The sequence below is a fragment of the Nostocoides sp. genome (assembly GCF_037045025.1).
Lineage (GTDB): Bacteria > Actinomycetota > Actinomycetes > Actinomycetales > Dermatophilaceae > Nostocoides_A.
In genome coordinates this window covers 284,562-300,058 of record NZ_JBAOHM010000003.1, presented here as the reverse complement: position 1 = coordinate 300,058, position 15,497 = coordinate 284,562, and the positions used below count along the sequence as shown (strand labels likewise).

At 68.5% G+C, this 15,497-nt stretch carries 15 protein-coding genes; 8 read left to right on the top strand and 7 right to left on the bottom strand.

From position 1 onward, the window contains the following. Positions 1 to 106: 106 nt before the first annotated feature. Positions 107 to 940 carry a hypothetical protein gene (locus V9G19_RS01685; protein WP_462283759.1) on the bottom strand — a complete coding sequence of 278 codons (834 nt, stop codon included), beginning with the start codon at positions 938 to 940 and terminating at the stop codon, positions 107 to 109. A 110-nt stretch (positions 941 to 1,050) separates the two neighbouring features. Between V9G19_RS01685 and V9G19_RS01680 the strand changes: the two genes are divergently transcribed. Beyond that, complete coding sequence (locus tag V9G19_RS01680; RefSeq protein ID WP_462283758.1) at positions 1,051 to 1,431, top strand: hypothetical protein; 381 nt, start codon at positions 1,051 to 1,053, stop codon at positions 1,429 to 1,431. Between the two features lie 1,283 nt (positions 1,432 to 2,714). Next, positions 2,715 to 3,104: a hypothetical protein gene (locus tag V9G19_RS01675; RefSeq protein WP_462283757.1), complete on the top strand. Its 390-nt coding sequence runs from the start codon at positions 2,715 to 2,717 to the stop codon at positions 3,102 to 3,104. Positions 3,105 to 3,191: 87 nt separating this feature from the next. Here the strand turns inward: V9G19_RS01675 and V9G19_RS01670 are convergent, their stop codons facing one another. The 5 genes from V9G19_RS01670 to V9G19_RS01650 all read right to left on the bottom strand — a co-directional run bounded on the left by V9G19_RS01670 (position 3,192) and on the right by V9G19_RS01650 (position 6,017). Continuing rightward, the gene (locus V9G19_RS01670) at positions 3,192 to 3,563 is read right to left on the bottom strand and encodes a sigma factor (RefSeq protein WP_462283756.1); all 372 of its coding nucleotides are present in this window, start codon (positions 3,561 to 3,563) and stop codon (positions 3,192 to 3,194) included. A gap of 11 nt (positions 3,564 to 3,574) precedes the next feature. After that, complete coding sequence (locus tag V9G19_RS01665) at positions 3,575 to 3,907, bottom strand: VOC family protein (RefSeq protein ID WP_462283755.1); 333 nt, start codon at positions 3,905 to 3,907, stop codon at positions 3,575 to 3,577. Between the two features lie 287 nt (positions 3,908 to 4,194). Beyond that, positions 4,195 to 4,461 carry a hypothetical protein gene (locus V9G19_RS01660; RefSeq protein ID WP_462283754.1) on the bottom strand — a complete coding sequence of 89 codons (267 nt, stop codon included), beginning with the start codon at positions 4,459 to 4,461 and terminating at the stop codon, positions 4,195 to 4,197. A gap of 34 nt (positions 4,462 to 4,495) precedes the next feature. After that, the gene (locus V9G19_RS01655) at positions 4,496 to 5,491 is read right to left on the bottom strand and encodes a serine hydrolase (protein WP_462283753.1); all 996 of its coding nucleotides are present in this window, start codon (positions 5,489 to 5,491) and stop codon (positions 4,496 to 4,498) included. Position 5,492: 1 nt separating this feature from the next. Further along, on the bottom strand, positions 5,493 to 6,017 hold the full coding sequence (locus V9G19_RS01650; protein WP_462283752.1) for a hypothetical protein: 525 nt from the start codon (positions 6,015 to 6,017) through the stop codon (positions 5,493 to 5,495). Between the two features lie 136 nt (positions 6,018 to 6,153). Between V9G19_RS01650 and V9G19_RS01645 the strand changes: the two genes are divergently transcribed. Together V9G19_RS01645 and gdhA are read left to right on the top strand one after the other, a co-directional pair. Beyond that, a complete protein-coding gene (locus V9G19_RS01645) occupies positions 6,154 to 6,330 on the top strand; it encodes a hypothetical protein (protein ID WP_462283751.1) in 177 nt (58 codons plus the stop codon). 52 nt (positions 6,331 to 6,382) lie between these two features. Next, positions 6,383 to 7,735: an NADP-specific glutamate dehydrogenase gene (gene gdhA / locus V9G19_RS01640; RefSeq protein WP_462283750.1), complete on the top strand. Its 1,353-nt coding sequence runs from the start codon at positions 6,383 to 6,385 to the stop codon at positions 7,733 to 7,735. 7 nt (positions 7,736 to 7,742) lie between these two features. Here the strand turns inward: gdhA and V9G19_RS01635 are convergent, their stop codons facing one another. Next, positions 7,743 to 9,674, bottom strand: a complete 1,932-nt coding sequence (locus V9G19_RS01635) for a PhoX family protein (RefSeq protein ID WP_462283749.1) — start codon at positions 9,672 to 9,674, stop codon at positions 7,743 to 7,745. A gap of 210 nt (positions 9,675 to 9,884) precedes the next feature. Between V9G19_RS01635 and V9G19_RS01630 the strand changes: the two genes are divergently transcribed. From V9G19_RS01630 to V9G19_RS01615, 4 genes are all read left to right on the top strand, one after another. Continuing rightward, on the top strand, positions 9,885 to 11,312 hold the full coding sequence (locus V9G19_RS01630) for a pyridoxal phosphate-dependent decarboxylase family protein (protein ID WP_462283748.1): 1,428 nt from the start codon (positions 9,885 to 9,887) through the stop codon (positions 11,310 to 11,312). Next, positions 11,309 to 12,838: a xylulokinase gene (locus tag V9G19_RS01625; RefSeq protein ID WP_462283747.1), complete on the top strand. Its 1,530-nt coding sequence runs from the start codon at positions 11,309 to 11,311 to the stop codon at positions 12,836 to 12,838. Before V9G19_RS01630 ends, V9G19_RS01625 begins: the two co-directional genes overlap by 4 nt. 137 nt (positions 12,839 to 12,975) lie before the next feature. After that, on the top strand, positions 12,976 to 13,368 hold the full coding sequence (locus V9G19_RS01620) for a hypothetical protein (RefSeq protein WP_462283746.1): 393 nt from the start codon (positions 12,976 to 12,978) through the stop codon (positions 13,366 to 13,368). A 75-nt stretch (positions 13,369 to 13,443) separates the two neighbouring features. Further along, a complete protein-coding gene (locus V9G19_RS01615) occupies positions 13,444 to 15,414 on the top strand; it encodes a hypothetical protein (RefSeq protein WP_462283745.1) in 1,971 nt (656 codons plus the stop codon). Positions 15,415 to 15,497: the final 83 nt, after the last annotated feature.

Below are 15,497 nucleotides of genomic sequence, written 5' to 3'. Positions count from 1 at the left end.
GCACCAGCAGCCCGTCGACCAGCGGTAGGAGAAGAAGCCGGTCCGGATGACGAGGGCGCGGCGGGTCCATGCGTCCCAACCGAGCGGCGCGGTCCTGCCGGATCGGCTACTGGCAGACCGCGACCTGGCCGACCGGAAGGTTGGAGCCGCCCTCCGACAGCGCAGTCTCGGGGAACCAGTCCCAGGTGCCGCCGGCCTGCGCCCAAAACCACCAGGTGTTGGCCTGCTTCGCCGTGTATTGCGGGTTGGGCGCCGAGGGGAAGTCGCGCTGGCAGACGATGTCAACGCTGCCCTTGGCCAGGCTCACGCCGGCCCACATTGCGGCCGCGCGCTGCCAGGCTCGGCAGGCGGCTACGGGATAGCCGGCGATGGTCCGGCCGGTGGGGCGGCACTCCTTGGTGGCGTGGTCGCGGATCAGGTGCGGCGAGGTCGTCGCATCGGGAGCATCGGTGCTGCCCGGCCAGGGCAGGATCTCCTCGGTGGTGGTGACGGTGGGAATGCTCGATGTGGGTGCGCTCGGCGTTGCGGCCGTCGGCGAGGATGGCGTGGCCGGCGTCTCCGGGTCGCTCGCGCCGGCCTCGGACGCCGCGCCCGCGCTGGTGGCGCTCTCCCCGGGCGATGCCGTGTTGCCGGCGGAGGCGGTGTCCTTATCGCCAAGGACGCCGCTGGCCCAGAGCGCGACGGCAACCACCCCTGCGCCGAGCAAAGCCCCGAGGACGGTGAGTGCCATACTGCGTGGCCGCGGCGGAGGAGGTGAGGGCGGCGGCGCGGGCGGCCGGTCGGCATACGGGGAGAAGGGGGTTGATGAGGCAGGAGAGGAAGCGCGGATCACCGGCGGCGGCGGGGCGGCCGGCTGGCTATCGCCGAGGCGGCTGCCGCAGTTGGGGCAGAACGCCCCGGTGGCGCGCATGCCGCACGACGGACAATAGTCGGCGGCCATGACTCCCCCTTCCCGGTGCGACGTCAGGCTATCGTCAGCCCGCACAGCACCGGCTGCGCACCGGGGCTGGGCGGTGGCTGCTGCTTACTCCGACCCGGCTGATCACGCCGGTGCACACCTACCGATGGGATCATCTGTGCGGCATCAGCGCCGAGGCCTGTTGGAGCCAAGGGTCGATGCGGCGGCGCAATCTGATCGTCGTCCAACTGCGGCCGGATGCCCCGAACCCGGTCACCGAGGCCCTGCCCCGGGTCGGCCGGTGGGTGGCCCAGCAGACCCGCGACCAGATGCGGATGGTGGCCGCCGAGGAGCTCGACGTCGATCCGTGGCAGGTGATCCGCGCGCTGCGGGAGCTGCACGCCGACCCGGGACTGCGGGCACGCCTCGCCGCCGCCGACGGCCCGGGGATCGTCACCAGGCAGAACGCCGGCCACGGCTGCACTTGTTACTGGATGCTTTTTCGGCAGGACAATCGTGCAGGAGGCGAGTAGTCTGTTGCCGCGCAATCGGATGTCACACGACTCAAGCTACCTGGAAGGACCCCAAACAATGATAGCCGTCCGCGCCATAATGATCGTTGCGTCCTTGTGTCTTATTGGCAGCCAAGCTGTAGCCGCTCATGCGGAAACAAAGCGGAATCCAAACCCCCCCCAGGTCACCATCTCCGTGGGCACCCTTTCTGCGAAGTTGAGCACGCCAGGAGAAGTCGCGATCTGGGCCTTTCCTCCAGCGACGGGCAGGGTGCGCAAGGGTCAAAGCCGGTCTCTCATCCTCGTAGCCGCCAAGACCTTCAACAGAAATTCGGGAGTTGCACCCTTAGCTTCGGTCGAGATTTCCAGGCTAACGTCCACGCTCGATGTCCATCGAAACATGAACTTATGGCTGGTGGCGCGCACAGACAACGGGATTTATGGGACCCACTGGTCCGGCACCCAGGAGGGTCGAGGAGTCACGCACGTATTAGCGTCGGGATGGCGCCGGCTCCCGGTATCATCCAAGTCGATGAGAGAATGGTCATCGGTCCAGTGTCGTGATTATGCCTACAGGGACTTGGGGGTCCGCACGGCTTTGGTCGGCATGCACTACTCGACGACTAGGTCATGGGATCACACCTTCACTCTGACCATCGGTCAGTCGACCACCTTCGGCGTGGGGTTCTCCCAGAGCGGCGCAATCGGTTCCTGGGAGGCTAACGGGACCAGCACTAAGTCGACCACTGACGTAACTGATTTTCCCCACAGCGTCGGTCGCCGTCATGACTACACTTACTACTCATGGTATGAATACAAGTACATTTGCGATGGGATACTTTTCGGATACCACGCTAAGCCCGTTGCGCATGAGGGCGGGACTGTTACCTACGCGCCCTCAACAAGCAACATCCCAAGCGCACGACTATGCCTCCCCTACGCGAGGGGGTCAAAGAAGACCACACTCGACGAGTCCGACGTCGCTTACACTGCCGGGGGAGGAGCGAACCTGCTCGACGTCCTCGGGATCAACTTCTCAACTTTGACCGGGTACTCATCGAAGGCGAAAGTCGAGTTCATCGCGAACGGGAGTGGACTGAGCTTGTGCGGAACCAATGCGTATCCCGCTCGCGCTGGCACCCGTCGGTTAGTGGGTAAGCTGACGAGTGAGACATAGCCCGGCTTCGGCCGTGACAAGAGCGAGAGTTTTGGCCAGCATTGTGCCACTGCTCCTGGCCTCGGGTTGTTCCAGCGCTCGCACCGATGACCCCGACTTCCGTTTCACCCCGGGAAGCAGCTGTTCCTTGCGGTCCGCTCGCGACGCGGTGTACGGGGAGATCAGCTTCCGCAACACCAAGTCCGAAGATTTGGAGCTGGTGGCGGCCACGCCGGCAAGTGGGTCGACGCTGACCTTCCGGGAGGTCTACCTCGCGGACATCCTGGGCAACAACCTTGCCGGCGTGGGCTTTGACTGGCCGCCACCGCTCTGGTCGGACACCCCGCATGTGGATCTCGCCGGCGCCATCGTGCATCCCGGCGAGGAGAAGAACCTCGTTATCCGCGTTGCCTCGGCTGGACGCACCGGAAGCTTTGACTCAACGGAAGTGGAATTTCTCCGAGGCAAGACGCGCTATCGCGTCTCGACAGGTCTCGGCTTCACGATCGCGGACACGTGCGAAACGGCTGACAAGTAGCTCGCTGGTCGAACAGCGACCGAACCGGTCCAATGCGTCGGCGAGCCTTGCGACCGTGCCGTCGACGTCGCCGAGCTTGTCCAGGCCTTAGCTTAGTCCCGCCACGGCCCGAGGGACGACGAGCATCGCCGGCCCGACGGATTCGGCGACGGCCTGCTCCTCCGGTGTCCGCAGCGGCAGGACGGCAGCGACCGGCTCGTTCGGATCGTCTGAGGGAGTAAGGGTTTCGGGTCGCGCGGCGCGAGCGCGCAGCATACTCAAACTGACGCGCGCCACGATCGTGGTCAGCCACGCGGGCGGGTTCTCAATCTCCTCGCCGGTATGCCGGCTCGCCCGCAGCCAGGTCTCCTGCACCGCATCCTCGGCGTCGGGGGCCGGGCCGAGGATGCGGTAGGCGACGGAGTGCAGCTGGAAGCGATGTCGCTCGAAACGCTCGGTGAGCCAATCGCTTTCACTCACTGGTGGGCCCTTCAGGCCGTGATCAGGCCGATGGAGTTGCCGTTGGTGGAGAGCACGGCGAGCGTGACTCCGGGCGCGACCTCCATGGGCGGCTGGGTCACCGTGGCACCGGCGGCTGCAAGCGTGGCGAGCGAGCCTTCGACGTCGGCGGTGGCCCAGAACGGCGTGGCCCCCGACATGCCCTGCTGTGCGCCGCCGGGGTTCAGCGCGATCTCCAGGCCGTCGATGTTGTAGCCGACGTAGTACTCCGTGTCCGTATGCGGCTCGACCCCGAAGAGGGCGGTGAAGACGGCCTTCGCGGCGGCGAGGTCGGTGACGGGGTAGTTGATGTTGGCCAGGGCCATGTCGTTCTCCTCGAGGAGTGTCGGTCGGATGCGACGGTCCGGATCGGTCCGTCACCGTGATGACGCTTTCGAACCGGCAGATGTGACCGCCTGGGTCGAGGGGCAAGACTAGACCCGCCACCTCGCCACCCAGCCCCCTGCCGGCGACCGGGACCATCCGCGTTGGCCAGGCCGCTATCGCCGCCCGGGTATTCCATTTAGCTTGGACAACACCAATTCTGTTGCACCACAAGGGCACCCGTCACCCAAAATACGCCCTCATCGAAAAATCACCCGTGGAACCAGGTTCAGCTAGTGGCGAGCAGCCCGCCGAGGACGGTCAGCGCCGCTCCCCGACTCGGCGGCGGAGGAGGTGGGGGCGGCGGCGAGGGGGTCCGATCGGCATACGGGGAGAAGGGGGTTGAGGCGGGAGGGGCAGCGCGGATCACCGGCGGCGGCAGGGCGGCCGGCGGCGGCGGGGCGGCCGGCTGGCTATCGCCGAGGCGGCTGCCGCAGTTGGGGCAGAACGCCCCGGTGGCGCGCATGCCGCACGACGGACAATAGTCGGCGGCCATGACTCCCCCTTCCCGGTGCGACGTCAGGCTATCGTCAGCCCGCACAGGGCGCAGCGGGGAGGCGGTCGAGCCGGGCCGCGAGCCGGTCGGCCATCAGGCTGAGCGCGCCCTGACCGGCCTCGAAGCTCCCCGAGGCCGGCTGCGCCGCAAGCGCGACGCCGACGTGACCGGCGGCGGTGTCGATGACCCCGAGCTGCCGGGTCAGGTAGCGGCCGGCCGGGTCCGGCCCCCAGCCGCCCTTGAACCGCGCGCCGGGCACATGCCCAAGCCCGAACGCCTGCGACGGATCGATCCGGCCCATCAGGTCGAGCACGGGTCCGGCACTGGCGCGACAGGGCAGCCCGGCCGCCGCGACCGCGGCGTCGGTGAGGGCCCACTGGGTTTGACCGAAGGCCGTGAACGGCGGCCGGATTCGCTGCCATTGCACGACCGTATGCCGATCGCCCAGCTCCCGCACGACCGCTTGCGTCCGCGTCCCGGCCGTCTGAGGCTCGCCGAGGCTCGCCCAGAGTTGTTCGGCGGCGTCGTTGTCGGACAACCGGATTGCCGAGGAGGCGAGGGTGCGGAGGTTGTCGTCGCCGGGGTTGTCGGCCAGGGCGGCGATGGCCACGGGGACCTTCGCGGTCGACCACGCCGGTCCGGTGCTCCAGGTGCCGCCGGCGGTGGGTGTCGAGAAGGGGGCGGCCACGGCGATTCCCGCGGTCCCGCCAAAGGAATCGACCGCCGTCGCGGCGATTTCGCCGAGCTGGGCCGCCAGCGACGACGTGGCCGAGTTCGACGGGCCGGTGCTCGTCGTGGAGGACGTGGCCGACCTGGTGGTGGACGCGGGGCGCGGTGAGCTTGTCGACCCGGACGTCCCGGCATTGGTCGCCGAGGTCGCGCTGGCGGGTGGCGTGGACGAGGCGGGTGATGGGGACGTGGCCGGTGAGGTCGCGGCTCCCGAGTCGTCGCGCGCCGTTGACCGGCCGCCCCCGACGCAGCCTGCGGTCAGCAGCAGGAGCGCGGCGGCGGCGGTGAGGCGGGGACGCATCTCAGCGCCGCGGCTCGCCCTCGAACAGCAGCACGACGGCATTGTTGCCGCCCCGGCAGGTGACCGGCTGGGAGCCGGTGCACTCCATCGAATACGTCCGCTTCATGGCCGGGCTGTAGGCGATCACGGTCGCGTCGGCGCCGCCGGCGGCGACATACGCCTCCTGGACGTTGAGCGTGAACGGACAGCTGGTCATGTCGTTGCCGCGAGCGGCATAGGCCACCGGGCCGTATTGCTCGCGCACCGGCAGGCACACCTCGGCCTCGCGGGGCAGGGTGACCGGTGTCGGGGTCGCCGGGGCTGTTTCGGTCACGGTCTCGGTGACCGCGGGGGGGCCTTCGGTGGTTGCCGAGGTTGGGCTGGGCTGCAGATCCGTCGGGGACTGGGCGGTCTCGCTGGGTGCACCGCTTGCCGAGGCGGTGGTCGCGCTCTTGTCGTCCGAGCCGCCGATGGCACCGGTCGCCACCAGGGCGGCACCGAAGCCACCGAGGAAGAGCAGGACGACCAGCGGGATCAGCCACCGCATCGAATTCCGCTGGGGTGGAGGGGGCGGCGCAGGCGCGGCCGGACCCCAGCCAGCGGACGATCCCGATGCTGGTGTCGCGCGGATGGGCGGCGGGGGGTGCGCCTGGGCGGTGTTTGCCGGCGGTGGGACGCCGATCATGCCGCGCGGCATGGTCTCGTCCGCTGCCGGTGGCGGTGCATCCACGCGCGCCCCGCACGCGCCGCAATACCGGCCGGTGGCGCGCGCCCCGCACGCCCTGCAGACCACGTCCGTCATGGCCACCTCCCCGTGCCTTAGCCTAGCGGGAGCGGTCAGCGTCGGGGCGGGCTGGTGAACGCGGTGAACACCGAGGGACAGGCCCGGCCGGAATGCGGCAGGCTGTTCCCATGACCGCCGCCGTCCATCCTCGCCTGCAGCCCCACTTCGACGCCGTGATTGCGCGCAATCCGGGCGAGAAGGAGTTCCATCAGGCGGTCTATGAGGTGATCCTCAGCCTGACCCCAATCGCGGGCAAGCGGCCCGAATACCTGCAATGGTCGATCCTCAAGCGCATCTGCGAGCCGGAGCGGCAGATTATCTTCCGGGTGCCGTGGCTGACCGACGCCGGCGAGGTGGAGATCAACCGCGGGTTCCGGGTGCAGTTCAACACCGCGCTCGGGCCATACAAGGGCGGGTTGCGCTTCCACCCGAGCGTCAACCTGTCGATCATCAAGTTCCTCGGCTTCGAGCAGGTCTTCAAAAACTCGTTGACCGGTATGCCGATCGGCGGCGGCAAGGGCGGCTCCGACTTCGACCCCAAGGGCAAGTCGGAGCAGGAGATCATGCGCTTTTGCCAGTCGTTCATGACCGAGCTCTATCGCCACATCGGCGAATATCGGGATGTGCCTGCCGGTGACATCGGGGTCGGTGGCCGCGAGCTCGGCTACCTCTTCGGGCAGTACAAGCGGATCACCAATCAGTACGAGTCGGGTGTGCTGACCGGCAAGGGCCTGTCCTGGGGCGGCTCCCAAGTGCGTACCGAGGCAACGGGATACGGCACGGTCTTCTTTGCCCAGGAGATGCTGGGCACCAAGGGCCAGTCGTTCGACGGCAAACGGGTCGTGGTCTCCGGCTCGGGCAATGTCGCGATCTATGCGATCGAGAAGGTGCATCAGCTGGGCGGCACCGTGATCGCCTGCAGCGACAGCAATGGTTATGTCGTCGACGAGCAGGGCATCGACCTCGACCTGCTCAAGGACATCAAGGAGGTCCGGCGCGCCCGGTTGAGCGAGTATGCCGAACGCCGCGGTTCGGACGTCCGGCACGTCGCGGACGGCTCGCTGTGGGATGTCCCCTGCCAGATCGCGCTGCCCTGCGCCACACAGAACGAGTTGCGCGGCTCGGCGGCGAAAGCGTTGCTGGACAACGGCGTCGAGCTGGTGGCCGAGGGCGCCAACATGCCGTGCACCCCGAAGGCGATCGACCTCTTCCAGGGCGCCGGCATCCTCTATGCCCCCGGCAAGGCCTCCAATGCCGGGGGTGTCGCGACCAGCGCCCTGGAGATGCAACAGAACGCCAGCCGCGACTCGTGGAGCTTCGAGGACACCGAGGCCCGGCTGCAGCAGATCATGACCGCCATCCATACCCGCTGCGTCGAGACCGCCGAGGAGTTCGGCGAGCCGGGCAACTATGTGATGGGCGCCAACCTCGCCGGCTACATGAAGGTCGCCAACGCGATGGTCGCCCTCGGCGTCATCTGAGAACCGGTCACCGGGTCATCGCCGGCAGGGCATCTCCACTCGTCGTGCCGATATAGCCGATGGCCGCCTTGAGCTTGTTGTTCCACATCGAGTTGATCATGGCCTCGATTTGCGGCCAGTCCGGGTCGCTGTCGCCGCCGTCACCCGGGTGCTGGAAGTTGCTCATGATGTAGGCCGAGCCGTTGTAGTTGTCGACCGCCTGCAGCCCGGTTGCCTCGGCGCCCATCGGGACCGAGAGGATGCGGGAGAGCTTGCCGGTGTCGACGTTGTAGGCCCACACGTAGTTGTTGTTGCGGTAGCCGGTGTCTTCACCGATGAACAGCGTGCGCATTCCCTCGGAGAACTTCAGGTTGTCGCCGCCGCAGACCCGGTTCTGGACGCAGCGGTTGCCGTTGGCGTCCTCGGTGTCGTGGTACTTGCCGAGCAATGCCGGGATCGCCGTCATCCGGTTGACGACGTAGTTCGACGCGATGGCGTTGCCCCCCTCGTCCGTCGCCGAGCTGGTCAGGTCGAGCCGGTAGGTGGCGCCGCCCTTGTTTTCGGCGAGCTTGATGTCGCCCTCGGTGTCGGCCATGCCGTCCTCGACGCGGGACATCACGACATACGCCTTCTTGTCTGCCGCGTTGTGGGTCGTTCCCTCGAACTTGTTGAACTCCGTCGTGGCGCCCCGGTAGGCGGCGTAGCGGCGGGTTTCGAGGAAGGCCGCGGCCTTGGCCTTACCGGGCTTGAGCTTGAGCCATTCGGTGCCGGTGTAGGTGTGCACCTTCGTGAAGCTGGCGTCGTGCGGGTCGCTCAGCCGGACGGCGAAGATGTCGCTGAACTTGATGCCGCCCTTGACGAGGGCGTTGATCTCGCTGTCGGTGCCGTGGCCGAGCTTGATCCAGGAGATCCGCGCGGCTCCGCCGTTGCTGCCGGCGGCGCTGGTCTGGTGCCACTTGCCGGCATAGAGGGTGCCGCTGCTCAGGTCGTTCCGGCGGTCGGCGACGAACAGGAAGAAGCCGGTGAAGGCGCCGTCGTCGCCCATGTATGCCGTGCGCCGGTCGGGCTGGACGTCGACCAGTTCCCGCGCGATCCGGCCGAGCGCGTAGTGCATCTTGACGCCGCGGCTGCCGTCGCTGCGCACGACGACCTCGGGGACGATCCCGTAGTTGTAGGGGTTGGCCGCCCTGGGATTGCCGAAGAAGTATTTGCTGAAGCTGGAGATGTCGGTCGCGTCATCGGAGTCCGCGGCGGCGGGCAGGCCCTCGCGGGTCTTGGCGTCCGGCTCGTACTCCTCGGAGGACAGGTGGGTGTTCCACGGCGAGAGCGAGGCAGCGCACGGGATCCACAGCCCGCCGAACGCGGCGAAGCTGATCGTGTTGTATGCCGCGACCGCCAGCGCCCCGGTGTCCTTGTTCTGGTTGATCCGGGCCAGGCTCATCGTTGCCGGGAGCTTGCTCCAGTAGTCGTCCTCGGTGAAGCCGGGGCCGGCCGGGCGCAGGCCGCGGTACTCGTACTGGGTGACCAGGGCGAGGCCGTTGTTGGCCGTCGGGTTGGCGGCGGCCAGGCCGGGGACCTTGATCAGCGAGGTCCCGTCCGGCGCGGTGGAGGCGATCTGGCCCTTGGCGTCCATGAGCGGCTTGTTGCGGGAGTCGAAGAGCCCGCCGACGACCTTGCCGCCGATGCGCTGGCCGGTCGCCATCAGCTGGTTGTAGGCCAAGGTGTAGGTCCGCGTGGTGCCGGTGGCGTAGGTGACCTTGACCTTGGCCGTGGTGTAGACGCTCGCCTTTTGCCGCGGCGTCGCCGGCGGCGCCATCCCGACGAATTCGACCGACCGAACTCGCTCGGTCGGCCCGGCGCTTTGGCTAGCGCCGGCGCCTTGGCTGATGCCCGCGGGCGCGGCGGCGATGGTCGCCACGGCTGCCGTCGTGGCCGACAGGATGAGTGAGCGTTTGCGCATGTCAAGAGTCCCTTCGAGGTACCGGAGGACGGGCGCCCCGGGGGTCGAGCGCGCGTGGTCCACCAGCGACGCTAAGGCGCCGCGGGTTACGTCCTGGTGGCCTCCAAGCGAAGACCCCGCGAAGGCTCGGCGTTCCAGACATGGCCGGGGCCAGGAACGAGGGGCTCGCGGGCGTCTACCACATCGGCTACCCGCTGGTAACATGGGTTCATGTCCGACTTCCCGTATGCCGCTCGCTTCCCCGTGCACCGAAGCCTGTCGGAGCGAGGGACGCCGCGGGAGGAGATCCTCGCGCAGCTGAAGGAGATGGCCAGCGAGGAGGACGCGGTCTGGGAGAGCGGCAAGATCTCCGGGACGATGTATTGCGGCGACCACGAGCACTACGCCTTCCTCAGCGAGGCGTTCGCCAAGTTCGCCCACGTCAATGCGCTGCAGCGAGATATGTGCCCGTCACAGACCAAGTTCGAGGGCGAGATCATCGCGATGGTGCTCGACCTGATGCACGCCGACGCGGTCACCGACACCACGCCGGCCGGGCTGGTCACCAGCGGGGGGACGTTCAGCATCCTGCACGCGATCCTTGCCTACCGCGAGCACGCGGCGAAGGCCCGCGGGATCAGCGCGACGGCCGGAAAGCTGCCCAACCTCGTCAAGCCCGAGACCGCTCACCCCGCCTTCGACAAGGCCTGCCACCTCTTCGGCATCGAAAACCGCACCGTCCCCGTCGATCCCGAGACCACCCTCGTCGACCCGGCCACCGTCGCGGCGGCGATCGACGAGCAGACGATCGCGATCGTCGGGTCGGCGGGGAACTATCCATACGGGACAATCGATCCCATCGCCCAGCTTGGGGAACTGGCGCAGAACAACGGAATTGGGCTGCACGTCGACGGGTGCCTCGGCGGCTTCATCCTCCCCTTCGGCGAGGAACTCGGCTACGACATACCGCCATTCGACTTCCGCGTCCCCGGCGTCACGTCGATCTCCGCCGACACCCACAAATACGGCTACGCGTTCAAGGGCTCGTCAGCGGTCGTGTTCCGCGACAAGGCGATCCGCAACGCCCAGTACTTCCACAACGTCGGCTGGTCGGGCGGCAAGTACATGTCGCCAGGCATGGACGGTTCCCGCTCCGGCGGGCTGCTCGCTGCGACCTGGGCGTCGATGGTTCACCTCGGCCGCGAGGGCTATCGCCGGTATGCCGCAGACATCTTCGCGACCGCCGCCGCCCTCATGGACATCGTCCGCAGCCACGCTGAGTTGCGGATCATGGGCAGCCCGAGCTTCTGTTTCTCGTTCACCAGCAACGACTTTGACATCTATCACGTCGCCGACTTCATGAAGCCACGCGGCTGGCGGTTCAACGGCCAGCAGTATCCAAACGCGATCCACCTCGCGGTCACCCGCCCACAAACCCAGCCAGGCGTCGTCGAGACCTTCGCCATCGACCTCACCGAGGCCGTCGCCTATGCCCGCGAACAGCACGCCGCCGGGCGGATCACTCAGTCCGGCGCGATCTATGGCGGCGCCGTCGGCGGGCTGAACGCGCAGGTCGAAGGCATCATGACGATGATCATGGATGGCATGCTCGACACCCAGCAGGCCCTGCCGCCGGCCCCCCTTCCCGACAACACATGACGCGCGTCCCCCGCGACGGGCTCGTCCTGGCCATCGACCAAGGAAGCGGCGGCCCCAAGGTCGGCTATGTCACGGTCACCGGCGAGCCGGTGTGGTGGCACTACGAACGCAGCGACTCCGTCCACGGCGCCGAGGTCCAAGACCCCGAGCAGTGGTGGAGCACGATCGTCGACGTCGCCCGCCGCGGCCTCGCCGAGGGCGTCGACCCCGGCCGCGTCGTCGGCGTCTCGGTCACCGGCCAGTGGGCCAGCACCGTCCCCGTCGACGCCGATGGCTGCCCGGTCGGCGAATGCCTGATGTGGAGCGACACCCGCGGCAGCGAACACTCCGCCGAGCGCTTCGGCGGCCCGGTCGCCGGCTACTCCCCCCGCCCGCTCGCGACCTGGCTGCGCCGCTCCGGCGGCATACCGAATCCTGCTGGCGCAGACCCGATTGCGCACATGCTGCACCTCGACCGCGACCGCCCCGAGGTGCGCGCCAACGCCCGCTGGTATCTGGAACCCGTCGACTACCTGACGATGCGGTTCACCGGCGTCGCCGCCGCCAGCCCGATGTCGATGACCGGCGCGTGGCTGACCGACAACCGGGACCTGAGCCAGGCGGCATACGACCCGCAGTTGGTGCGCCTGGCCGGCATCGACCCGGGCACCCTCCCGCCGCTGGTCCCGTCGGGCTCGGTCATCGGGACGGTGCGCGCGGACGTGGCCGAGCTGATCGGCATACCGGCGAGCGCGCAGGTGATCACCGGCGCGCCGGACCTGCACAACGCGGCCGTCGCCTCCGGCTGCGTGCGCCTCTATGCCCCGCACGCGAGCCTCGGCACGACCGCGTGGATCTCCTGCCCGGTGCCGGCGAAGAAGACCGACGTCATCCGCTCGATGGCCGCCGTCCCGGGTGTCGGCGACGGCCGCTATCTGCTGGCCAACAACCAAGACAACGCCGGCCGCGCGCTCGAGTGGTTCAAGGGGGCGTTCGCCCCCGACCTCTCGTATGCCGCTCTGCTCGCCCAAGCGGCCGCCGTCCCGCCCGGCGCGGGTGACGTCTTGTTCACCCCGTGGCTGACCGGGGAACGCTCGCCGATCGACAACCGCCGCGCCCGCGGCGGCTTCCACAACCTCTCCCTCGACACCGGCCGCGCCGAGCTGGCCCGCGCCGTGCTGGAGGGCGTCGCGTTCAACCTGCGCTGGCTGCTCGGCGGAGCCGAGAAGTTCGCCGGTATGCGGCTGAACCCAATCCGGCTGATCGGCGGCGGCGCCCGCGAGGGCCTGTGGTGCCAGATCCTCGCCGACGTGTGCGACCGCTCGTTCGCGCGGGTCGCCGACCCGCTGATCGCCGGGCTGCGCGGCTGCGGCCTGTTCTTCGGCCTGGCGACCGGCACGGTGCAGCGCGAGGAGATTCGCGCCCTGGTTCCCGTGGACCGAACCTTCGCGCCCGACCCGGCGACCCGAGCGGCATACGACCGGCTGTTCGCGCAGTTCCCCAAACTGCACTCGCGCAACAAGGCGATGTTCGCCAGCCTCAACTGACCTCCTCGTGGCAGCGGGCTTAAGTGCGCGTTAAGCCGCACGCGGCAAAGTGGGCTGGCAGGACATGGCGGTAGCAGGAACATGGCGGCAGCAGGACATGGCGCTGCCGACGTGAGTTGCAGTGCGGAGGAGACGTGATGCGGACTCAGAGCGGGTTGGCGACGCTGACCCCGGCATACGACATGATCGCGAGCATCGGGAGTGCCGCGGCGCGGCGGCTCGCCCCGGCCTTCCCCGAGACCGTCGATCTGTGGGAGGCGGTGACCATGTCGGCGTCGGCCGTCGCCGAGATCGCGGCCGTGCCCGAGGCTCTGGTCGTGCGGTGGTGGCCGGGCGCGCTCGCCTGGCTGGCGGCCGGGCGACGGGCCGAGGTCATCAACCTGTATCAGGCGGCCGGGTATGCGGATGCTCGGGCCGTTGCCGCGGACGCCGACACTCAGGTGCTCTGGCGGCTGAGCCGGATCGCGGCGGTGGATATCCGGTTGCGCATTCCGCCGACCTGCGAACGCAACCTGATGCGGGTCGCCTGACCGGGGCCGGTCCCTGCTCCGGTCCCCCAAAAGGGGGACACCGGCGCGGCCTGGGCGTACACCAGGATGATAGGTGTGACGCGAGATGTGACGACGCGAGCGACGGCTTTGCTGGTGGCGGCGATGCTCGCGATGGTGGGCCTGCTGGGGGGATGCCGCGACGACAAGCCGAGCGCGACGCCGGGGGCCGCTGCTGGCCTGACGCTCTCCGGAGTCCCGTCCGGGAAATATCGGGTGGCCAACGTCGGGGAGGCCGCGCCCGGGCAGCCGTGGATGCGCTCGCTGGCGCCGTCCTTCGCGGTGGAGCCGTCCGGCGCCCTCGCCCAGCCCGCGACCGTGACCGTTGCGTTGTCGAAATCGCCTGCCACGGACGAGGTTGTCCTGATCGGCACGCGGGAGAAGGAGGCCGATCCGTGGACCTATGTCCCTGCGCGGCTGGCCGCTGACGGCAAGACCGCCAGCGTCGAGGTCGAGCACTTCTCGTTCTTCACCGCCGTGCTGGTCGCGCTGCGGGAGCTGGCGGACGTGTTCGTCGACCAGTTCGGCGAGGCGCTCACCGGTGGGCTCGGGCAAAGCATCAAGAAGCCGACGTGCGCGGACTCCAAGGCTGCGCTCGCCGGTGGGTACGCCGTCTCCGCGAGTTCGAAGTCGGACGCCGTCTATTGGTGTCTCGGCCTGGAGTCGGGCAAGCGGGTGCTCAAGCTGGTCAACCACCGCCGCTATCCGATGCTCGTCAGCCACCCCAAACTCGCTGTCCTGCGCCAGAAGCCAGCCTCGGCAAGCCTCGCGAAGCTGCCCACGCTCAGCCGCGCGGTGAGCGGCAGCGGCTCCGTGGTCGCGTCCGGCGACGAGATTGTGTATGCCGCTGAGCTCCCCGCCGGCACCCGCACATCCGTCGCGACGCAGGCCGATGGGTTCGGTCAGTCGCTGGCTGCCTTGGAGACCGGGGTCACGACGCTCGTCGAGATCCTCACCCTGGTCAAGCCCGGCAAGAAGGACGCCGTGGACGTGATGAAGGACGTTCTGCGCGTGAAGGATTGCGCCGCGCCACTGGGGTCGCTGAAGGACGCCAAGGCGGGCGATTATCTGGTGGACTGCCTGCAGGAGGGCGGGCTGGAGGCGATCGTCGGGCGCACCTGGGCTCCGGTCTTTGCCAAGCTGCTGGCATTCGGCAAGGTGGTCGCGTTCTTGCAGGGTGAAGTCAATGTCCTCGTGGATTCGACGTTGAGCCATGATCGGCTGGCGGTGTCGATCGGCCGTGCCTCGACCGCGATGACCCGCGACGACCTGTTGACCGCGCCGGTCCCGGCGCTGCGCGGAAACCCCGCCGGAAACCTTGTGGACGGCAAGCTGCCCAATCCGACGGGCAGCGGCTCGGTGACCCTGGAGAGATCTGGTGGCGCGGCCGCCGCGATTGGTGATGTGACCGGCGACGATGCCGCCGATGCGGCCGCGGTGATCAGCTTCACCGCCGGCGCCGGCGGCCTCGACCAGACGGTCTACCTCTATTCCAAGGCGACCGGGAAGGTCGTCCGGTTGGGTGAATATGACCTGGTCGCCGTCGATCCCGGTGCGCATGCCTCGGTCAGGGGTATGACGATTGCGTCCGGCCAGATCCAACTCAGCTGGTCGACATGGGCCGCGGCAACGGGCACGCGGAGGTGGCAGGCCGAGCTTGACTGGGACGGCACGGTGTTGGTCGCCCGCTCGCAGCGCGAAGTCTCGGTTGGGGCGGAAGCCGCTGCGGTGGGCAACGCGTTTCTCGACGCCCTGACCAACGGCGACCGCGCGACGGCGGCTCGGCTCGCCTCGCCGGCCGCGCTCGCTGAGTTCGACAGGTTCCTTGCGGGCAACCCGGGTGATCGCTGGTTCAAGGGGGGCAGTCCCTGCACGGCGTCGGGTGAGCCCCCCGAATGTGAGATTCTCCTGGGGCTCGGCCGTGACCAAGCCGAGGGGTACGCCCTGATCTTCCGGCTGGTGTTCGGTGTCGACAGCGCCGGCAATGTCCGAGTCGACGAGGCCATCCCGGGTGGCGACGCCGGCTGAGACGGTGACGGCCGGCTGAGGACGCAGGCTCTCGCGCGCCCGAGCCGAAAGCCAGGCGAGCGGCTCACCCAGCATCGTGAAGC